General features: G+C 64.6%; 16 protein-coding genes. 7 read left to right on the forward strand and 9 right to left on the reverse strand.

Going from position 1 to position 19,804, the window contains the following annotated elements; genetic code table 11:
- Nucleotides 1-12 precede the first annotated feature (12 nt).
- Nucleotides 13-1,911 carry a glycosyltransferase family 2 protein gene (locus tag AAA969_RS05225; RefSeq protein ID WP_338244330.1) on the reverse strand — a complete coding sequence of 633 codons (1,899 nt, stop codon included), beginning with the start codon at nucleotides 1,909-1,911 and terminating at the stop codon, nucleotides 13-15.
- 86 nt (nucleotides 1,912-1,997) lie between these two features.
- Between AAA969_RS05225 and AAA969_RS05230 the strand changes: the two genes are divergently transcribed.
- Nucleotides 1,998-2,780, forward strand: a complete 783-nt coding sequence (locus AAA969_RS05230; RefSeq protein WP_338244332.1) for a hypothetical protein — start codon at nucleotides 1,998-2,000, stop codon at nucleotides 2,778-2,780.
- Between the two features lie 12 nt (nucleotides 2,781-2,792).
- Here AAA969_RS05230 and AAA969_RS05235 read toward each other — a convergent pair whose 3' ends face one another.
- From AAA969_RS05235 to AAA969_RS05250, 4 genes are all read right to left on the reverse strand, one after another.
- Entirely contained in the window at nucleotides 2,793-3,464 is a 672-nt protein-coding gene (locus AAA969_RS05235; RefSeq protein WP_338244334.1) for a glutathione S-transferase family protein, read from the reverse strand.
- A gap of 78 nt (nucleotides 3,465-3,542) precedes the next feature.
- Nucleotides 3,543-3,902, reverse strand: coding sequence for a hypothetical protein (locus tag AAA969_RS05240; RefSeq protein WP_338244336.1), 360 nt, complete (start codon nucleotides 3,900-3,902; stop codon nucleotides 3,543-3,545).
- Between the two features lie 158 nt (nucleotides 3,903-4,060).
- Entirely contained in the window at nucleotides 4,061-4,849 is a 789-nt protein-coding gene (locus AAA969_RS05245; protein ID WP_338244338.1) for a hypothetical protein, read from the reverse strand.
- 60 nt (nucleotides 4,850-4,909) lie between these two features.
- Nucleotides 4,910-5,815: a hypothetical protein gene (locus tag AAA969_RS05250; RefSeq protein ID WP_338244340.1), complete on the reverse strand. Its 906-nt coding sequence runs from the start codon at nucleotides 5,813-5,815 to the stop codon at nucleotides 4,910-4,912.
- 184 nt (nucleotides 5,816-5,999) lie between these two features.
- On the opposite strand from AAA969_RS05250, the gene AAA969_RS05255 reads away from it, so the two are divergent.
- Both AAA969_RS05255 and AAA969_RS05260 read left to right on the forward strand, forming a co-directional pair.
- Nucleotides 6,000-7,751 carry an amidase gene (locus AAA969_RS05255; RefSeq protein ID WP_338244342.1) on the forward strand — a complete coding sequence of 584 codons (1,752 nt, stop codon included), beginning with the start codon at nucleotides 6,000-6,002 and terminating at the stop codon, nucleotides 7,749-7,751.
- A 9-nt stretch (nucleotides 7,752-7,760) separates the two neighbouring features.
- Nucleotides 7,761-8,390, forward strand: a complete 630-nt coding sequence (locus AAA969_RS05260; protein ID WP_338244344.1) for a glutathione S-transferase family protein — start codon at nucleotides 7,761-7,763, stop codon at nucleotides 8,388-8,390.
- 12 nt (nucleotides 8,391-8,402) lie between these two features.
- On the opposite strand, the gene AAA969_RS05265 is transcribed toward AAA969_RS05260, so the two are convergent.
- The gene (locus tag AAA969_RS05265; protein WP_338244347.1) at nucleotides 8,403-10,463 is read right to left on the reverse strand and encodes a S9 family peptidase; all 2,061 of its coding nucleotides are present in this window, start codon (nucleotides 10,461-10,463) and stop codon (nucleotides 8,403-8,405) included.
- A gap of 277 nt (nucleotides 10,464-10,740) precedes the next feature.
- Here AAA969_RS05265 and AAA969_RS05270 point away from each other — a divergent pair, with 277 nt between their 5' ends.
- The 4 genes from AAA969_RS05270 (at nucleotide 10,741) to AAA969_RS05285 (ending at nucleotide 15,552) form a co-directional block, all read left to right on the forward strand.
- On the forward strand, nucleotides 10,741-13,260 hold the full coding sequence (locus tag AAA969_RS05270) for a TonB-dependent receptor (protein WP_338244348.1): 2,520 nt from the start codon (nucleotides 10,741-10,743) through the stop codon (nucleotides 13,258-13,260).
- Nucleotides 13,261-13,423: 163 nt separating this feature from the next.
- On the forward strand, nucleotides 13,424-14,485 hold the full coding sequence (locus AAA969_RS05275; RefSeq protein ID WP_338244350.1) for a hypothetical protein: 1,062 nt from the start codon (nucleotides 13,424-13,426) through the stop codon (nucleotides 14,483-14,485).
- Nucleotides 14,486-14,488: 3 nt separating this feature from the next.
- Nucleotides 14,489-15,181: a hypothetical protein gene (locus AAA969_RS05280; RefSeq protein ID WP_338244352.1), complete on the forward strand. Its 693-nt coding sequence runs from the start codon at nucleotides 14,489-14,491 to the stop codon at nucleotides 15,179-15,181.
- 5 nt (nucleotides 15,182-15,186) lie between these two features.
- Nucleotides 15,187-15,552: an MmcQ/YjbR family DNA-binding protein gene (locus tag AAA969_RS05285; RefSeq protein WP_338244354.1), complete on the forward strand. Its 366-nt coding sequence runs from the start codon at nucleotides 15,187-15,189 to the stop codon at nucleotides 15,550-15,552.
- 22 nt (nucleotides 15,553-15,574) lie between these two features.
- Here AAA969_RS05285 and AAA969_RS05290 read toward each other — a convergent pair whose 3' ends face one another.
- The 3 genes from AAA969_RS05290 to AAA969_RS05300 form a co-directional block, all read right to left on the reverse strand.
- Complete coding sequence (locus tag AAA969_RS05290; RefSeq protein ID WP_338244357.1) at nucleotides 15,575-16,054, reverse strand: CC0125/CC1285 family lipoprotein; 480 nt, start codon at nucleotides 16,052-16,054, stop codon at nucleotides 15,575-15,577.
- A 69-nt stretch (nucleotides 16,055-16,123) separates the two neighbouring features.
- On the reverse strand, nucleotides 16,124-18,274 hold the full coding sequence (scpA, locus tag AAA969_RS05295) for a methylmalonyl-CoA mutase (protein WP_338244359.1): 2,151 nt from the start codon (nucleotides 18,272-18,274) through the stop codon (nucleotides 16,124-16,126).
- Entirely contained in the window at nucleotides 18,271-19,713 is a 1,443-nt protein-coding gene (locus AAA969_RS05300; protein WP_338244361.1) for a methylmalonyl-CoA mutase family protein, read from the reverse strand. The genes scpA and AAA969_RS05300 overlap by 4 nt, the downstream gene beginning before the upstream one ends.
- Nucleotides 19,714-19,804 lie beyond the last annotated feature (91 nt).

Raw genomic sequence — 19,804 nt, forward strand, 5'->3', positions numbered from 1 at the left:
TCCTCGCGGTGACTACTCCGCGATGATGGGTGGCTTCTCGAAGCGCTCGATCCGCTCGCCCTCGGGCACGGCCAGGGGTTTGGGCGGCTCGAAGCGGCGCTCCTTCGCCGAGCCCGGATAGACCAGGGTCAGCGTGGCGCCGAGCGTGTAGTAGGAGCGCAGCAGGCGGAAGGCCATGTAGGCCGGCATGTAGAGGATTAGGTCCGGGCGGCGCCAGAAGGCAACCACCGCGCAGGCCATGATGAAGGGCATGCCGAACATGACCGCCAGCACGGTGGTCAGGTGCGGGTGGTCATAAATCCCGCCAAACAGGAAGAACAGCACCACGCCATAGATGGCCAGTGGTGCCATCATGGCCCGGCGGGCCCCATTCATCAGCGTGAACGGCAGGACCACCGCCCCGGTGATCAGATTGCCCTGGAACAGCATTTCGCGATTGTGGGCGGTGACGTGGTAGAGGCTGCGGAACCAGCGTGTGCGCTGCTCGCGCAGGAAGTCCATGCTGTCGGGAACCTCGGTGCGGAATTTCACCCGCGGGTCGGAGACGGCGCGATAGCCCAGATTGGTCATGCGCAGGACGATGTCGGTATCCTCGCCATTCATCTCCTCGACAATGCCACCAGCCTCCATCAACACGTCGCGGCGATAGATGCAGAACATGCCGGGAATGCCCAGGATTCCGTTGAACGCTCCGAGGGCGACCTGGAAATAGCCATGCCGGTTGAGCACTTCGATGGTGCGGAACTTGTCGAGCAGGCCGGTCTTCTTGAGCGGTAGTGGCAGCCCCCCGACGATGCCAACAGTATCGCTGGCGAAATGCCGCATCGCGATGCGCAGCGATTTCGGATCGATCTGGGTGTCGGCGTCGATGCGGACGACATAGTCCTCGGTGATCAGTTCGAGCCCGTGATTGAGGGCCTTGGCCTTGCCCGGGATGAGGCTCTCGATGACCTCGCCCCGCGCGCACCGACATTTCGCGATGGCCTGACGGGCCCGCTCCGCGGTATCGTCGCTGGAACAGTTTTCCATCAGCAGGATCCGCACGGGCCCGTCATAATGGGCGGCCGCCTCGTCGATCGCGTCGATGGTCTGGGCGATCAGATGGCTTTCATTATGGGCCGGGATCAGCACGGCGACGGGCGGCGAGAAGGCGCGCCGGCGCGACAGGGCGTTTCGCGCCGTGCCGAGGGCGGCCAGCTGCACGGTGAAGAATTGCTGGGCCAGGAAGACACCCGGTCCCATGCCGCCGAGCAGGGCCAGATTGCGCAATTGCTCGACCTCGGCACCGTAGAGCGTGAGCGCAATGACCGCTCCGATTGCCGAGACCAGAGCCGCCAGGCTGACCAGCCAGTACTCATAGTGGCGACCGCGTCGACGGACCGGTGATCCGCAGGGGGCGGGCAGGCGGGCCTGGTTGAGGACGGTGTGCGGGAAAATCGCCAGCCCTGCCAGTCCAACGAGGATCTGCTGGACGGCGACGGGCCAGACGGCATCGGCCTGCTGCCAGGACAGCAAGGCCGCACCGTCGACAATCGCCGCGATCACGCCCAGCTTGAACAGGAAGCTGAAACCGAGCCGGAGCCGGGCGAGGATCGGTCCGTGCGCGTAGGCCGCATAGACCAGAAAGAAGATCACCAGGAAGATGCGGATCGGCAAAACGGCGTTGAAGCGGTCGGCGGTGAAGAAAATCAGGTCGGTCGGTACGCTGCCCGGCCAGCGCGCATTGGCCCACGCAGCCGCGGAGAGGGCGAGCACGGTGAGCGCCAGGAAGCTGATCAGAAAGCCGTCGGTCACCGAGCGGTCACGCTTGACGCTAATCCCTTTCGGGGCGCTGTCGACCGAGCGAAAGAAGTCCGCAGGCCGGGCCGATTTGCCCGGTCTGGAGCGGTCCTGACGATCCTTGCCTGCCATGCCTGCTCCTGCCTCGTCCTGACGCCCGTTTCGAGTTCCGGTCGGACAATGCGGTTGACCGGTCCGACCCCTTCATTGACCAGGACGTGCTGGAGCCGCAGGGCGCGACCGATCTGGTCACCGGCTTTGACAGCAATAACTGGCTGCGGATCGTCAAGTCGGTCGGCGAGGGACGGGTCTGGCGCTTTGAGCAGCAGGCCCGTTTGCGGCGCTATGATGAGCGCGATGATCTCAATTCCTTCCTGCTGACGCCGCGGATCCAGTATTGGGCACCTGTTGGCGAAAACTGGCAGATGCGGGCCAGCGTGGAAGGCTCGGTCCTCAATCGTGATGGCGACCGCCACTACACGCGCCTGCAGGCCGAGGGCCAGCTGCGCTATCGCGGCGATGCGGATCGCGAGACCGTGCTGCGCCTGCGTACCAACCAGTATGATTTCGGGGACCAGGTCGTGGCCGGCCTCGACCAATCGCAATGGCGCGCCGGGATCGAGCAGTATGGCTATGGCGAGCAAAGGCGGTCGGGCTGGTACCTGGCCGGTTTCTACACCATGGCGGACGCCGATGCGGACCGGTTCAGCTTCTCGGAAGCCCAGCTGCGGGCGCGAGCCTGGTGGCCGCTCGACGAGCAGACCCGAGGTGAGCTGCGCCTGGAGGCGTCACAGCGCGATTATGACGGCGTCTTTTCTGCCCTGCAGGCATTCAATCGTGAGGACACACGCTGGCGCGCAACCGGTCGGGTCGAGCACGGTCTCGGCGACCGGGTCACGCTGTTCGGCGAAGCCGGCTATGTCGACAATGATTCGAATATCGCGCTGCGCAGCTATTCCGGCGCGGTCTTCCAGGTCGGTTTCCGGATCGAGAACCGCTAGGGCCGTCTCGGCCTAGCTACCGACAATGCCGTACGCACCGCCACGTTCAATTGCCGCCTTGTAGGCCGGTCGGGCCTGCATGCGCGCGACATAGGCCATGATGTTCGGGTGGCGCGAATCCACCCCGCCGCGTGCGGCTGCCGCTTCCAGCGGGAAGGTGAGCTGGATGTCGGCGCCGGAGAAGCTGTCGCCGGCGATGAACTCGCGGCCTTCGAGCTTGGTGTCGATAAAGCCAAACAGGGATTCGAGCTCCGGATTGACGAAGCTGTCGCGCATTTTCTTGGCAACCTGGCGAATGATCGGCTTGGCGAAGAAGGGGGCTTTAGACTTGTCGATCTGGTCGCTGAGCAACTTGATCAGCAGGGGCGTCATCAAGGAGCCCTCCGGAAAATGCATCCAGTAGACATAATCCCGATGGACGGCGGTGCCGGCCTCCGGCTTCAGGGCCGGGGCGTAGGTGTCCACCAGATATTCCACGATGGCGCCCGACTCAGCGACCACAATCTCGCCATCGGTGATGACCGGTGACTTGCCGAGCGGGTGGATGTCGCGCAGGGCCTTCGGCGCCCGCATCGTCGTCTCATCCCGCATGTACTTCTTGATCTCATAATCAAGCCCGATTTCCTCCAGCAGCCAGAGAATACGCTGGGATCGGGAGTTGTTGAGGTGATGGACGGTGATCATGAAGCTCTACCTAGCTGACGGGACACCCTGCAGACTTAGGTGCCGCTGCCCGAAAGGCAAAGTGCTTAGCGGTTGAAATCAGTCAATCTGCCCGTCGATCGGGTCTGGGGCCGGCGGATGCCAGTCGCCCCGGGGTGTGTCGAGCGCGAGGCCGAGGTGGCTGAGCAGGTGTTCGAGCGCGTCCACCGGCCCCGCTTCGCCGTCTGCAAGATCCAGTAGGGTGAAGCGGGAGAGGGCGATGACATCACCGACATGGGTGTGCCCGTGATCGGCGAGACGAAAGGCGAATTCCATCAAGTGGCGGTGGCGGGCGCATAGCGTGACAACGTCGCGGTCGAGCAAGGGTTCGGGTTTTGGCGGTGCCAGCGAACGCGGCTTGGGCGCGGCGGTCTCGTTATCCCTGCCATCGGCATCCCTGTCATCGGCGAAAAATGCCATGGAGAACCCCATCAATTGCGTGTCTGTCGACATCTGACACAACATATTGTGGGCCGGGTTGGGTGGCCGAGAAATGCATATTCTATGCATCCACCGGGTTTCCCTGTGGAAAACCCGGCATTGGCGGTCAGGCATGCGGGAGAGGTGCGATTGCGGGGTTAGATATCGGTCCAGTGCACCGACACACCGAGACGACGGAAGACCTCGTCCCAATAGTCCTGCAAGGCGCCGTGCTGCTCGGCTTCCCAGCTGTCGCGCGGGATCAGCCGGATCTCGAGGTCAACCCCCCGCAGGGCATCGCCATAGGTGTCACGGATGGCCAGGGCGACGGTGTCCGCGGGCGGGATGCGGGCATCCAGGGCACCGCGGCGGCGGCCATACACCGAGAAAATGTCTGAGTTCTGGAGCATGTCGGAGACCAGGACGATGCGTCGGCCGGGCACGCTCGCATTGAAGCCTGGGTCCTGGGTGAGCCGAGCGAGGGCTTCGATGATGGGGCTCGACGGGGCATCCTTGGGCAGCACCAGATCGGCGAGGGCGTTGTCCAGCGGAGCGGCGAAGAGCGCCTCGTAGCGGGCCTGGATGCGTTCCGGATTCCGATACAGCGGATTGACCTGCTCGCCGGCGCCGGGATTGCACAGCGAGAAGCTGTTGGTATTGCGCAGCTGGCCGCTCTCATTCAGCTCGTAGAGCGACAGGCGTTCGCCAACCGCCAGCGCGTCCCGTTCCGACAGGATCGTCGTCTCGATGCCCTCGGCCTGTTCGGGCGAATAGAGATCGGTCTTGTCGATGACGACAACACGGTGTGGTGGCACGGCGCCGGCTAGACACAGGGTCTGGCTGTCATACTCCTCAGGCGTCAGCGTCAGATAAAGATAGGTGATGCCGCCCAGTACCGCGGCAATGATGGCCAGGTTGAACAAGCCTATGGCGTCGCGTCCGGACATTCCCCGCCCCTTCCGTCGCTAGCAATGTGAACGCGCGCCATCGCGACGCGCGAGGGCAGCTTAGCTGCGCTCGCGCGGCCCGGCCAAGTCCTGACAGATCTCGTCGAGCAGATTTTTTGCCTCGACCAGCTCTTCCAGCTCCGGCTGGGACAGTTTGGAGGCATTCTTCCAGCCCGCTTCCAGCGCTTTCTCAAGGTCGCGTGCCGCGCTTTCGAGGCGGCGTGTGACACCACCATAGCCGGGGATCGCATCATCAAAGGTGCGGCCCTTGAAGGCGGCGATGGCGGCAAAGGTCGTGCCCAGGATGAACAGCAGCAGGGCTTCCAGCGTCTGCAGGCCGAACGGGTTGGCCCGGGCCTCGATCACCGGTGTCAGCACAGTCCCGGTCATTTCGGCACCGCCGAGTGCCAGGGTCGCGGCATTCAGTTCCAACAGGTCACGATAGTGGGCAGCGGTCAGGTTGAGCATGACCAGCACGACTGCGCCGACCACAACGCTCAGACCGGCCAGCCCGGAAATGATCGGGCGGTTGCGGTTGGACATGTGACGCAGGCCGATGAAGCCGATCAGGAAGAAGGCCGCGATCACATTGGTGAAGGAGACCGTGATGGCTTGCAGCCAGCCGCCCAGAAGGCCCAGATCGGAGCCTTTCGAGAAGAAATAGGCATTGGCGAGGCCCTCGAACAACACCAGCGTCGCCAGAACCGAGAAGTGCAGGATGTGCGAGCTCGGATAGATGGCCGCCCGGTCGATCGGCTTGACGTCGGTTTTTTCCGTTCCCGCAGTGTCATTCACCGCACCACCCCAGGTGCGGCGGAATTTCAACAGGTCCTCGCGACGGGCACGGGCAATGGCACGGGTCCGGGCGAGCTGGATGGCGGCTGCGGGCTCGCGGGTCTTGCGGAACTCGGCAAGATCCGGACGCAATTCCAGATCTGTCTCGATAACGTTTTGATCTAAGGGCATGGCCTCCCCCTCATTCGACCAAGCCGGATTGGCTCTGGCATCATGGTTAATGGTCAATTGTGAAGTGAAATGGCTCGGATTGCGGCAATTTTGAGGGCAAAGGGGCCGCATTGCCGAGCTGCGCTATTGAAGTCTGTGCAGGCTGGACGCACTTTCAGGCGCGTACAGGCACCAGGGGGAAAGCATGTCAGACAAGAAAACATCGCGCCGTGACTTGTTGAAGGGCGGGGCCTTGGCCGTCGTCTCTGTGGGCGCAACCGGCGCTGCGATGGCGCGCCAGGAGGCAGACATGGCAACAGCGAACGTGCCGCGAGAGCCGGTCACGGCCCAGACGCTGGAATGCGCCGAGTCGCTGTTCGACGTGTCCTATACGGATGCCGAGCGCGAGATGGTCGTTCAGGAAATCGATGGCTGGATCGACCAGATGACGCGGATCCGGAGCCATGACAAACCGAACTCCCTTTCGCCCGCCACGGTGTTTGATCCGCGTCTGCGCTCGCGCAGCTATCGCGAGCAGGCGGACCAGCTTGTCCCGTCCGGCGCTGATGCCGGTCCGCTGCCGTCGAGTGCCGCGGACATCGCTCTCGCGCCGGTCTGGAAACAGGCCCATTGGCTGCGCAACGGCTCCCTGACCTCGCGGCGGCTGACGGATATCTATCTCCAGCGCATCGAAACCCACGGGGCGGCGCTGGAATGTTTTGTGACGGTGACGCCTGACATCGCCCGCGCCGAGGCCGACCAGGCCGACCGCGAACTGGCGGCCGGGCAGGATCGCGGTCCGCTCCACGGCATTCCCTATGGCATGAAGGACATCATCGATGTCGCCGGCGTTCGGGCGACCTGGGGCGCCACGCCATACCAGGATCGCGTCGCCGAGATAGACGCCACGGTCACGGTCAAGCTGCGCGAGGCGGGCGCTGTCCTGCTTGGCAAGACGACCAATGGGGCCCTGGCCTATGGTGACCGCTGGTTTGGCGGCATCACCCGCAATCCGTGGAATACGCAGGAGGGCTCATCCGGCTCGAGTGCCGGATCGGCTTCGGCTACGGCGGCCGGCCTCGTCGCCTTTGGTATCGGGACGGAAACCCTCGGGTCGATTGTCTCGCCCTCCAATCGCTGTGGCACAACCGGCCTGCGGCCAACCTTCGGGCGTGTGTCGCGACAGGGTGCGATGGCGCTGTGCTGGTCGCTCGACAAGATCGGTCCGATTTGTCGTTCGGTCGAGGATACCGGTTTCGTCCTGTCTGCCATCAACGGCTATGATGGCGCCGATGCCGGTTCGCTCGCCAGCGGGTTGGAGATTGATGCCTCGCGGTCCGTGCGCGGCCTGCGCGTCGGCTATAATCCGGATTGGTTCGAAGCGGGCAGCGCTGCCGACCGTGCGGCCCTGGCCGCGGCCCGGGATGCCGGTGTCGAGCTGGTCGAGATCGAGCTGCCGCAGCTGCCCTATGACGCCCTCCTTGCCGTGGTCGAGGCCGAGTCGGCGGCCGCCTTCGAGCATCTCACCCTGTCCGGCGAGGATGATAGCCTGGTCTGGCAAGTCCCGGCCGCTTGGCCGAACACCTGGCGCCGGGCCCGCTTCATCTCGGCGGTGGATCTGATCAATATTGATCGCTTCCGTCGTGAAGTGATGGAGATGATGGACGGCGTCATGGACGGTCTTGATGCCATGATCGGTCCCAACTTTGCCAACGCCCTGTTGTTGATCACCAACTATACCGGGCATCCGCAACTGGCCATCAAGTCGGGCTATAACGACCTGCAGACCCGGACCATTTTCGGTGATGCAGAGGGCAGCGACACCACCACGCATCGCGTGCCGCAAACCACCAGCCTTTGGGCGCCGCTCTTTGAAGAGGGAACGCTGATCGCGCTGGGGCGCGAAATCGAGCGCCGTTTGGGTGTCGCCGATGATCACCCGCCCGCCTTTCGATAGGAGAGCCTGATGAAATTCTATGACTACAAGGCGGCCCCGAGCCCGCGCCGCGCGCGGATCCTGATGGCGGAAAAGGGCATTGAGGTCGATATTGAGCAGGTTGATCTGGGCATACGGGCCCAGTTCGAGGAACCCTACCGGACGATCAATCCGCGTTGCACGGTTCCGGCTCTGCAGCTCGATGACGGCACCATGCTGTGCGACAATGCCTCGATCGCGCGTTATTTCGAGGAGGTCTATCCGGACCCGCCCATGCTCGGCCGGACGCCGGTCGAGAAAGCCCTGGTCGCCGAATGGCTGGCCCGGGTCGAGGGCGAGGGGCTGCTCGGCGTCGCCGAGGCGCTACGCAACCGCTCGGAATTCTTCAAGGATTCGTCCGTCACCGGCCCCAATCGCTATGCCCAGGTGCCGGAGCTGGTCGAGCGCGGCGCGGCCCGGGCAACTGCCTGCCTGCACGATCTCGACGCTCGGCTGGGCGAGGTGGCCTATCTTGCCGGCGACGCCTTCAGCGCCGCCGACATCGCGGCGTATGTCTTCGTTGACTTCACGCGCTGGATCAAACTGCCCATGCCCGAAGGACTTGATCATCTGGCGCGCTGGCGCGAAGCGGTGGCGGCGCGGCCCAGCATCGAGGCCTGACGCCAGGCCGGATCAGGGCGCTGGCGACGGCCCCTGATCGGTCAGGGCCGGGTCATACGCCTCGAACCAGCGCAGGATTTCCGCGACCTTGGTCAGCAGGCGGCTGGGCCGGGAGTTCGAGATGCCGTGAAAGCTGTCGGGAATGATCACCAGCCGGGTCGGGACGCCGTTAAGGTGCAGCGCCGAGTAATATTGCTCGGTCTCGGCCCGCGGCGTGCGGATATCGGCACCGCCGACCATCATCAGGGTCGGGGTGGTGACATTGCCGACAAGTGAGAGCGGTGACCGGCGCCAGTATTCGTCCGGGTCCTCCCAGGGCGCGCTGGCGAACCAGTAGCGATAGAAAAATTGCGGCAGGTCCGAATACAGCACGAAGCTGGCCCAGTTGATGACCGGTTTGACCGACGCGGCAGCCGCAAAGCGGTCGGTATTGCCGACAATCCAGGCGGTGAGCAGTCCGCCACCTGAGCCGCCGGTCACGAAGAGGCGATCTTCGTCGATGAAGCCGCGGGCCAGCATATGGTCCACCGCTCCCATGAGATCGTCATAGTCCTCGCCCGGATAGGCGTGGTGGATCAGGTTGGCGAACTCATAGCCATAGCTCGTCGAGCCACGGGGGTTCGTGTAGACGACCACATAACCGGCCGCCGCCATCAGCTGCAGCTCGGCCGAAAAGGCCGGTCCATAGGCGGTGAAGGGGCCGCCATGGATCTCCAGGATCATCGGCCAGGTCCGGGCGGGGTCGAAACCCGGTGGGTAGAGCACCCAGCCCTGGATGTCGCGACCATCTGCCGGCGAGGCCCAGCTGATGGTCTCGGCGGGCGACAGGGCGATGCCGGCGAGCGCATCGCTGTTGATGTCGGTCAGACGGGTCTGCACGCCCGTCTGGCTCACCAGGGCAAGCTCGGCGGGGTGCTGGGGTGAGCCGGCGGTGATCGCCAGCCTGCCATCAGCCGAAACCGAATAGTCACCGCCTGTATAGGGGCGCCCGAAAGTGGCACCGATCAGCCCGTCGGCGACGATCCTCAGCCTGCCCTCGAGGTCCAGGAACCCGACCCGCGTGGTTCCCCGATCATCGAACTGGACATAAAGGCCGCTGCCGTCTGACGCCCATTGCGGGTTGCCGACGCTGCGGTCGAGCCCGGCGCTCAGTGAGCGTGCCGGACCGCCCGTTGCGGGCATGATGTAAAGCTCGGTATTGTGATAGCCCATGCGGCGATCATCAAAGCCCAGATAGGCGATCCAGCGGCCATCCGGGGACGGGCGCGGCGACGAATCCGGCCCGACCCGATCTGTCAGCGCCGTCACCTGGCCGTCGGCAATGTCGAGACGGTGCAGTTCGCTGTCAGGCGCCAGTTCGCCGAGCTGTTCGCGCCGGTCGGCCGAGAAGATCAGCGATCGACCATCGCCAGCCCAGGCAAAATCACCCGACCCTCCAAGGGCGTCCTCGCTGAGCGAGGTCACCGCGCCTGTTTCCACATCGACCATGTAGAAGAGCTGTGTGCCCGGTGGGATGGCGCCAGCCCCGTCAAGCCGGAACACAAGCCGGTCTTCAATCTCGGCGCCGGCTGCGCGCTCTGCACCGGCGGCTGCCGTCGGCAGCGCAGCCGCGGTCGGGCGAGGGCGGGCTTGGAAGACGGCATAGGCCAGTCGGTCACCTGTCGGCGACCAGGCCAGTCCGCTGGGGGCGCCCGGCAGCTCGGTGAGTTGGCGATCCTTCCCGTCATGGCTGCGGACATGCAGGCTGACCCCGGATTCCGTCAGCCGGGTATACGCCAGGTTGCGACTGTCCGGCGACCAGCGCGGCATGCCGGTGATGCCGCCGTCCTCGGCGAGCGGGCGATGCTCGCGGCCATCGGGCTGGATGAGCCAGATCGAAGACAGGGTCTGGTCGGACGCGGCATCGTTTGACCGGCGGACATAGGCGATGATCGAGCCGTCCGGCGCAAAGTGCGGGTCGGAAACTGCCTCAAGCTCGAAAACGGTTTCCGGCCGGAGGGGTGTTTCGTTTTGACCCCAGGCTGCACCTGCGAAGGAAAGGGCAAGAATAAACCCCGATATCGGTCTGATCACAAACACTCTCCGTCCTGAATCGCGATTCCATGATTTGCGCGCCATTGGTCCATGTCACACTCGCCCGCCATTTGTGTGTCGCCATTGCAACAGAGTGCCAAAAAGCGCCGATTTTCGAGCGATCGGTGCGGTTTTCCGTGTGGGCTTCGCAGCAACTGTGCTTCACCCGGAGACGCAATTCGATCAAGTTGCGACCACATGATGGGGGCAATCCCACAGTGACGCACCAAAAATGAGCGACGGCCAGATCGTCGTCCCAACGGGAGGAAGTTAGAGTATGTCATCCACCAAGCGCACAGTTCTGTTTGCTGCAGCCTCGGCGATCGCGCTCTCGGGGGCTTCGGCCTTCGCGCAAGAGACCCGCACCGTCGATGTGATCACCGTCACGGCGCAGAAACGCGAACAGGGCATCCAGGATGTCCCGGTCGCTGTCACCGCCTACAATGCCGAGCTGCTTCAGAACGCGGGTGTCCGCGACCTGAAGGACCTCGCCGTCATTGCCCCGGGCATCAACGTGACCTCGACCACGAACGAATTCGTGACGACGGCCCGCATCCGCGGCATCGGCACGGTCGGTGACAATCCGGGCCTCGAGTCCTCGGTCGGTATCGTGATCGATGGTGTGCCGCGCGCCCGCAACGGCGTCGGCTTCAACGACCTCGGCGAGCTCGAGCGCATCGAAGTCCTGCGTGGCCCGCAGGGTACGCTGTTCGGTGCCAACACCTCGGCCGGTATCATCAATGTCGTCACCAAGCGCCCGGAATACGAGTTCAGCTCGCATGCCGAGCTTGAGTACGTCGCCGGCTCGGAAGAGGGCTATGGCGTTTCCGGTGGCTTCACCGGTGGCATTGACGAGAATATCGCGATGCGCGTCTTCGGCGCCTACCGTGAGCGTGACGGCTTCAACCAGGTCGAAACCTTCGGTGGCCCGCGCACGGAAGACCGTGACGGCGACCAGGACTATTACACCCTGCGCACGCAGTTCCTCGTCGACTTCACCGAAAACGTGAACCTGCTGCTCTCCGCCGACTACACCAAGCGCGAAGAGTTCTGCTGTGGCGCGCCGAGCCTGGTTTCCGGCCCGACCTCCCTGGCGATCAATGGCCTGGTTCCCGGCGCCCGTCCGGTTCCGGGTGCGTCTGATCCGTTCAGCCGCGTCATCCAGTCCAACCGTGACACCGGCCAGAACATTATCGACCACGGTTACAGCGGTGAGCTGAACTGGGAATTCGAGAATTTCGACATGACGGCGATCCTGTCGGACCGCAGCTACAGCCTGCGTTCGGGTCAGGACACGGACTTCACCGGTGCCGACATCGTTTTCCGTGATGCCTCGAACAACACGTTCGATTTTGACAACACGACCTTCGAGCTGCGCTTCTCGGGTGAAACCGAGAGCTTCGACTGGATGGTTGGCATGTACTATTCGGACGAGTACCTCGTCCGCGGTGATGCGATCCAGATGGGTTCGGCCTTTGAACCCTATCTCGGCCTGCTCGGTGGCAGCCCGACCCTCGTGACCGATCTCGCGAACGGTCTCGGCACAACCTTCATCCCGGGCTACACGCCGCTGGCCTTCGGGTCGGGCGCGCCGCTCGGTGGCGGTAACCCGCTGGGCGACACCTTCACCCAGGAAGGCGAGAGCCTGAGCTTCTTCACGCACAACACCTGGCGCGTGCTCGAGAATACGGACATCACCTTCGGTCTGCGTCACACCAGCACCGACAAGACGGCAACCTTCGACTTCGCAGAAAGCAATGTTGCTGCCTGTGACGTCTGGGAAGGTGTCTTCGGCGATGCGCTCGACTTCTCGACCCCGACCAACCAGGCGATCCTGGCCGGCTTCTCGCTCGGTTCCGGTGTGCCGGTTGCCTCGCTGGTCCAGTTCGGTACCTTCACCTGTCTGCCGTTCGCCCGTGACGTGTTCGCACAGATCGACAACACGCAGTCGCTTGAAGAGAACCAGACCACGGGTCTGCTCTCGGTCTCGCACCGTATCAATGACGACCTGCTCGTCTATGGTACGTTCTCGCGCGGCTACAAGGCCGGCGGCTTCAACCTTGACCGCTTCTCCCAGTCGGGTTCTGCGGCAGTTGATTTCCAGTCCGTGCTGGCTGACCCGACGAGCTATCCGGCCCGTTTCGATCCGGAAATCGTCGACAGTGTCGAGATCGGCTTCAAGACCGAGTGGCTCAATGACACGGTCCTGGCCAACCTCTACCTGTTCAGCTCCGACTTCGAGACCTACCAGCTGAACACGTTCAACGGCATTGGCTTCTTCGTGACCTCGATCGACGGTGCGTCGACCCAGGGTGCCGAAGCCGAGATCCTGTGGTTCCCGGAAAGCATGCCGGGCCTGACCCTGCAGGGCGGCGTGACCTACGCCGACGCGCGCTACGACAACTTCGCGCCGACCGGTACGGCGGACGTCGATCGTCTCTCCGGCCAGAACTTCTCGCTGGCTCCGGAGTGGTACGCTTCGGGCTCGGTGTCCTACAACGGTAGCCTGGACAACGGCATGAGCTGGCTCGCCCACCTCGACGCCCGTTGGCTCTCCGAGCAGAACACCGGTTCCGATCTGGATCCGGAAAAGCAACAGGACGCCTATGCGATCTTCAACGGTCGTGTCGGCATCAGCGCTGAAGACGAAGCTTGGTCCCTGGAGCTTTGGGGTCGCAACCTGCTGGACGAAGAGTATGTCCAGGTTGGTTTCGACGGTCCGTTCCAGCCGGGTTCGTTCAACGCCTTCCTCGGTGCCCCGCGTACCTATGGCCTGACCCTGCGCGTTCGCAACTAAGAGCGCCCCTACCGACTGCATGGAGGGCCGGAGCGCAAGCTCCGGCCCTTTTTGCGTGAATTGGCACCGCTTGCCCTATGGAGGTGCCTAATCTTTAATGTTATTTCCAAGGTGGACGCAGGCCTTCAATTCGCCGTTTTCCGGTGGTGTGTGGCCGCATTCAATGGATGATTTCATGCTCGACCTCGCCATGACGCCACGTATTCGCAAGACCCTGATGATGTCTGCCGGGCTGGTTGTCCTGGCGGCGCTGATTCTGTTCTCGTTCGGCCCCTTCTCGGTCGGCGCCATCGAATCGCGCCTGGCGGCCGGCGCTCGTGAGGCGCTCGACGGCCGTGGGCATGATTGGGCCAGCGTGCGGATGGATGGCCAGCGGGCGATCCTGACCGGCGCAGCTCCGGACAACGAGGCGCGCGAGGATGCCATTGCCACCGTCCTGGCCTCGACCTGGAGCGGCGGGGTGGTTGCCGGCGGCGTGACGCGTGTCACCGACGAGACCATCGAGGCGCGGCTTCAGTCCGGCTTTGTCTTCCGCGCCGATGTTGCGATCAATGGCCGGGTCCTGATTCGCGGTGATGCGACCGATGCCGGCGCCCGCGACGCGATCGCGCGCTATGCCGACGCCAACTTCCCCGGCGGCGCTGATACCGATCTGACTCTGGTTCCCGGCGGCTCCCGGTCGCCGGACTGGGAGGAGGCGGCCAAACGGCTGCTCGGTCAGCTCGCCCGTCTCGACCGCGGGGCGCTGGTCCTGCGCGGTGAGCAGGGTGCCCTGGTTGGCGATGCCTCCAATCCGCAGATTGCCCAGTCGGTGACGCAGACGCTCCAGGCGATGCCCGAGCCGTTCCGTGCCGCCACGGTCATTACGCCATCGGGTGCGCCGGCCGAGGTGCGTGTCGAGGACGTGGCGGCCTGTTCGGCGGTCATCCTGGCGGCCCAGGGCACCGAAACCCTGCGCTTTGAACGGGCTGGCGCCACGCCCAGCCCCTTTACCTCGGTCGCCTTGCGCCGGGTCGGTCGGATGTTTGCGACCTGTCCCGATAGCGCTGGCCTGACCGTCTCCATTCGCCGCGATCCCAGCAGTGCAGAGCTGGACGCGGCCCGTATCACGGCGGTCTCGGCACTGGTCAGCAACCTGACCGCAGACGACCCGCGGATCTCGGTTGTCCTCGTCGATCGCCAGGACGCCGCCATTTCATTTGCAATATCGACGCTTGAGGGCTGAGGCATGTTTTACCTGATCTGGGAAATGGGGATTTTGCTCCTGCTGGCCGTCGGTTTCGGCGTGTTCGTCGGATATCAGCTATGGTCGGGCGATGCGCGTAGCGCCGAGGCTGATGCGGCGATCGCCGAGAATGCCCGCCTGCGTCAGGAAAATGAGAATCTCGCGCGCCGCCTCGGTGAGGCCGCAAGCCAGTCGCGCAGCGCCGCGCCGGAAGCGGCCAAAACGCATCAGAGCATCGCCGGGGAATCGGTTCCGACCGCCGCCGCGCCGGCGTCGACGCCGGCACCGGCACCAGAAACCAAGTCCGGGACCAAGGCCGCGGCGAGGGCGAGTGCTGACACCAAGGCTGAAGCCAAGCCCAAGGCGAAACCTGCAGCCAAGGCAAAGCCGAAAGCCAAGGCCACCTCGAAATCAACCGCTGTTGCCAAGCCCGCGACATCGGCCAAGGCGGCAGGCGCGAAGACGTCTTCTGCCAAGGTTGCGGTCGCCAAGCCGGCTGCAGGTGAGGATCTCAGCGTGATCAAGGGACTCGGGCCGAAAGCCGCGGCGTCGCTGAAGGCGGGTGGAATCACCTCCGTGGCGCAGATCGCAGCCTGGACCGAGGCCGATATCGAGCGCTGGGATGTCGCCATCAATGGCCGGGGCCGGATTGTCCGCGACGACTGGGTCGGCCAGGCCAAATCGTTCGCCGGCTAGCGCCGGTGGACCGCGATCGGTTCAACCGTTTCTGTCGCGGGCTGACCGCGACCTCCCATGTGGTTCAATGGGGTGGCGCTGATGTCTGGAAGGTCGGTGGCAAAGTGTTTGCGGTGGCCGGGTGGTCGGATCGGGCTTACGCCGGAATTTCGTTCAAGGTGACGCCGCTTTCCTTTGAAATCCTTCAGGAACAGCCCGGGCTCCGTCCGGCACCCTATCTCGCCTCGCGGGGCATGAGCTGGATCCAGCATTACCAGCCCGATGGCCTGTCCACGTCTGATCTGGAAGCCTATCTCGAGCGATCGCATGCGCTGGTCGCTGCGGGCTTGTCGAAGAAGAAGCAACGCGAGCTCGGCTTGCTGGTCGATTGACCGTCCTGGCCGCTCGGGCGGTTTAGTGCCCGGCTGCGTTCGCCAGCACTTCGCGCGCGTCATAGGCGCGGCCGTCTGACGGGCGCGGTCCCGACCGGACAAGGATTTCGAGCGAGACCGATTTCTCTCCCGCTGACGCGTCAAACCGCAGGCCGATACCAGCACCTCGCGAAGACCAGCCGCGCGAGCCTGACGACACGCTCACACCGGTTGAGACGCCGACAGGATTGCGGTCATTGCCACTCGACTGGCGGTTCGTGACCAGAAACCAGTCTGCGCCCTGTTCCAGCGTAACTTCGGCGGCACGGCGCAGGGCCATCAGCTCGACCTCGTCGAAGTCCATATCGGCGCCCGCCGCGAAGCGGATGCGGTAGCGGTCCTGCTCGATCCGGGTCTGCGAATAGCCGCGATCGCTGCCGTCCGCCGGCCCGTAAGACGTCGGGCCGGAGCTGCAGGCCGCAAGTGAGGCGGCAAGGGCGAGCGGGATCAGAAACAGGCGCATTCAGACCTCCATGACAGATGCCGGTCGGGCATAAGACATGATCCTGCCACAACCGGCCTGACAGGTCGATCAGTCGGCGTCGGCCGCGTCGATCTCCATGCCCATGCGTTCCAGAAGTACCAGCGCACTGTCGGCGATGACGGTGCCGGGCGGGAAGACGGCGGCGGCGCCCATCTGGCGCAGGACGGGCTCGTCATCCGGCGGGATCACGCCGCCGACGATGACCAGGATGTCTTCGCGGCCGCGCTCGCTCAGCGCATTGCGCAATTCCGGGACGAGGGTGAGGTGGCCGGCCGCCAGCGAGGAGGCTGCGGCGGCGTGGACCTTCTCGGCAACCGCCAGCTCGGCGGCTTCCTCCGGCGTCTGGAAGAGCGGGCCGACGACGACGTCCCAGCCCAGATCGGTATAGGCGGAGGCGACGACTTTCTGGCCACGATCATGGCCGTCCTGGCCCAGCTTGGCGATGAGGATTTTCGGTTTCTCGCCGAAGCGGGCCTCAAAGGCGGCGGCGACCGAGCGAGCCTGTCTGACCCGGTCATCATCGCCCGCAGTCTGGCCATAGACCCCTTTTACCGTCTGGATCTTTGCAACGTGACGGTTGAAGGCCAATTCCATGGCGTCGGAGATCTCGCCGACGGTGGCCTTGACCCGGGCGGCATCGACGGAGAGGGCGAGCAGATTGCCATTGCCCGTGCGGGCAGCCTCTGTAAGCGCGTCTAGCGCGGTCTGTACGGCCTTTGGGTCACGCTCGGCGCGCAGGCGCTCCAGCTTCTCGATCTGCTGCTTGCGGACGAGGTAATTGTCGACCTTGAGGACGGGGACATCCTCTTCCTCATCGAGGCGGAACTTGTTGACGCCGGTGATGGTCTGGCGACCGCTATCGATCAGGGCCTGGGTCCGGGCGGCGGCTTCCTCGATCCGCAGCTTGGGAATACCGGCCTCGATCGCCTTGGCCATGCCGCCGAGTTCGTCGACTTCGGCGATATGGTCGAGCGCGCGGGCGGCGAGGTCATGGGTCAGCCGCTCGATATAGTGGGATCCGCCCCAGGGATCGATGGCGTCACAAAGATGCGCTTCGCCCGCAAGAAGAAGCTGGGTGTTGCGCGCGATGCGGGCCGAGAAATCGGTTGGCAGGGCGAGCGCTTCATCAAGCGAATTGGTGTGCAGGGACTGGGTGTGACCATCAACGGCGGCAATGGCTTCCAGTGCCGTGCGGCCGACATTGTTGAACACGTCCTGTGCCGCCAGCGACCAGCCCGATGTCTGGCAGTGCGTGCGCAGGCAGATCGACTTGTCCGACTTCGGATTGAAGCGCTCCTTCACCAGCTTGGCCCAGAGCAGGCGCGCGGCGCGCAGCTTGGCGATCTCCATGAAGACATTCATGCCGATGCCGAAGAAGAAGGAGAGACGCGGCGCGAAGGTGTCCACATCCAGCCCGGCTTCGATACCCGTCTGGATGTACTCCAGCCCGTCGGCGATCGTATAGGCCAGCTCGAGATCGGCCGGAGCACCGGCTTCCTGCATGTGGTAGCCGGAGATCGAGATCGAGTTGAAGCGCGGCATGTGCTCGGACGTGTAGGCGAAAATGTCCGAGATGATCCGCATCGAGGGCAGGGGCGGGTAGATATAGGTGTTACGAACCATGAACTCCTTGAGGATGTCGTTCTGGATCGTCCCGGACAGCTGCTCCGGTTTCACGCCCTGTTCCTCGGCGGCGACGATATAGAGCGCCATGATGGGGAGGACCGCGCCATTCATGGTCATCGAAACCGACATCTGGTCGAGCGGAATGCCGTCGAACAGGGTGCGGGTGTCATAGATCGAATCGATCGCCACCCCGGCCATGCCGACATCACCGGCCACGCGCGGGTGATCCGAATCATAGCCCCGGTGTGTGGCGAGGTCGAAGGCCACCGAGAGGCCCTTCTGGCCGGCAGCGAGGTTGCGGCGATAGAAGGCGTTGGAGTCCTCTGCCGTCGAGAAACCGGCATATTGCCGGATCGTCCACGGGCGCTGGCCGAACATGGTCGGATAGGGGCCACGCACAAAGGGCGCCGCGCCGGGCACGGAGCCGAGGAAGTCGATCCCGTCCGAGTCCTCATGTCTGTACTGCGACTTGACCGGAATGCCCTCAGCGGGCGTCCAGGGGTCACGGGAGCCCGTGCCGGGGCTGCGGGCGTCGCCAAGGTCGATCGCGGTGAAATCGGGAGACTGGGTCATTGGGCGGCCTCCTTGCTGGTCTCGTAGCCGGCGGCGAATCGCACCGCGGTGAGGGCAGTCTCCGGTGCATCCGGCTCGGGCCATGTCCCCTCCGTCTCAACGGCACGCGGATCCGGGTCGACATATTGGGTGATGCCGAGAATGGGGGTCTGGCCGCTCTCGATACGAGCCAGATAGGCGGCGCGGGAGCGGGCAATCTCGCCCTGCAGCCAGCCGGAGGCAAAGGCTTCGGCCAGACCGCCGCGGCGCTCGATCTCCTGGAATTGCGCCCAGGCAGACTGCGCCAGGCTGTCGGCCAGTGTCTCGTGCAGATAGGATCCGGCGGCCGGGTCGGTGACGGTCCCCAGATGGCTCTCCTCGGCGAGCAGGATGTGGAGATTGCGCGCGACCCGGCGGGCAAAGCCGGTCGGGCGGCCAATCGCCTCGGTCATCGGGCGGACCGTGATGGCATCGGCGCCACCGGCAGCCGCAGCAAAGCCGGCGCAGGCATTGCGGATCAGATTGGTCCAGGCATCGCTGGCCGACAGCATCCGGCGGGCCGTCGTCACGTGCAGGGTCAGGCGACGGGCCTCGCCTGTCGCGCCAAAACTCTCGGCGATGCGGGCAAAGATGCGGCGGGCAGCGCGCAGCTTGGCGATGGTCAGGTGGATGTCGGCATCGGCCGCCAGTCGGGCCTCGACGGCCTTTGCGGCGCTGTTGGCGTCGAGACCGGTCTCCATCATCAGCCGCATATAGGTCGCTGCCGAGGCCGCCATGATGGCGAGCTCCTGGCTCTCGCTCGCGCCCGCCTCGAACATGTGGGCGGCGTCACAGCGGAAGATCTTGAGATTGGGGAAGGCCGCCTGGGCCAGCTCGGTCAGCGCCTTCGCCTTCGGGAAGCACTGGTCGTCCAGCGCAACGCCCTGGCGCGCCGCGCGTTCGACCGGGTGCAGGCCGAGCCCGCCCTCGACCGTCTCACCATCGATGCGGCGCCGCGCGAACAGCGTCAACAGCAGGTGGGCGTGGTGACCCTGGCCGCCAAGGCTGTCGAGATGGATCGGCGCTATGGTCAGATCGACGCCCTTGAGCGCCGCGTCCAGCAGCTCGATCTCATTGGCCTTGAGGCCGAATTGTCCGGTCGGATCGAGCCGCAATTCAAGCTCTGACACCCCGCCCATCAGATCGTCCAGCGCGGCGGCGTTGGCGCGCTCGGGACCCGCTTCCACGAGGGTCTGGCGAATCCCCCAGGGCAGGTAGAGATCCCGTGGTGCTGCGTCGACCGCATGCGAGCCGTCCGGGCGGGCGAAAAAGACCGGTCCGCGGGGCAGGCCGTCAATTGTGGTCCGGCCCAGCGTCTCGTCGAGGTCGGCACCGCGCAGGGCCTTCTGCGCCAGAGCGGCCCAGCTGTCCGGCGTTTGTGACGGGAAATCCCCGGCGAGCGTGCGGATAGTGTCAGTCATGCCCGGTTTTCCTCGACCAGCCTGTTGTCATTCTGCGCGGGAGAAAAAGCGCGCACGGCGCGTGCGTCAAGTGCACCGATCAAGCGAGGAC

The organism is Maricaulis maris (assembly GCF_036322705.1).
GTDB classification, from domain to species: Bacteria; Pseudomonadota; Alphaproteobacteria; order Caulobacterales; family Maricaulaceae; genus Maricaulis; species Maricaulis maris_B.

What these genes read in the sequence shown, in the direction of transcription:
- AAA969_RS05225 (WP_338244330.1), bottom strand. Translation starts at nt 1,911, where the DNA reads ATGGCAGGCAAGGATCGTCAGGACCGCTCCAGACCGGGCAAATCGGCC.
- AAA969_RS05235 (WP_338244334.1), bottom strand. Translation starts at nt 3,464, where the DNA reads ATGATCACCGTCCATCACCTCAACAACTCCCGATCCCAGCGTATTCTC.
- AAA969_RS05240 (WP_338244336.1), bottom strand. Translation starts at nt 3,902, where the DNA reads ATGGCATTTTTCGCCGATGACAGGGATGCCGATGGCAGGGATAACGAG.
- AAA969_RS05245 (WP_338244338.1), bottom strand. Translation starts at nt 4,849, where the DNA reads ATGTCCGGACGCGACGCCATAGGCTTGTTCAACCTGGCCATCATTGCC.
- AAA969_RS05250 (WP_338244340.1), bottom strand. Translation starts at nt 5,815, where the DNA reads ATGCCCTTAGATCAAAACGTTATCGAGACAGATCTGGAATTGCGTCCG.
- AAA969_RS05255 (WP_338244342.1), top strand. Translation starts at nt 6,000, where the DNA reads ATGTCAGACAAGAAAACATCGCGCCGTGACTTGTTGAAGGGCGGGGCC.
- AAA969_RS05260 (WP_338244344.1), top strand. Translation starts at nt 7,761, where the DNA reads ATGAAATTCTATGACTACAAGGCGGCCCCGAGCCCGCGCCGCGCGCGG.
- AAA969_RS05270 (WP_338244348.1), top strand. Translation starts at nt 10,741, where the DNA reads ATGTCATCCACCAAGCGCACAGTTCTGTTTGCTGCAGCCTCGGCGATC.
- AAA969_RS05275 (WP_338244350.1), top strand. Translation starts at nt 13,424, where the DNA reads ATGGATGATTTCATGCTCGACCTCGCCATGACGCCACGTATTCGCAAG.
- AAA969_RS05280 (WP_338244352.1), top strand. Translation starts at nt 14,489, where the DNA reads ATGTTTTACCTGATCTGGGAAATGGGGATTTTGCTCCTGCTGGCCGTC.
- AAA969_RS05290 (WP_338244357.1), bottom strand. Translation starts at nt 16,054, where the DNA reads ATGCGCCTGTTTCTGATCCCGCTCGCCCTTGCCGCCTCACTTGCGGCC.
- scpA (WP_338244359.1), bottom strand. Translation starts at nt 18,274, where the DNA reads ATGACCCAGTCTCCCGATTTCACCGCGATCGACCTTGGCGACGCCCGC.
- AAA969_RS05300 (WP_338244361.1), bottom strand. Translation starts at nt 19,713, where the DNA reads ATGACTGACACTATCCGCACGCTCGCCGGGGATTTCCCGTCACAAACG.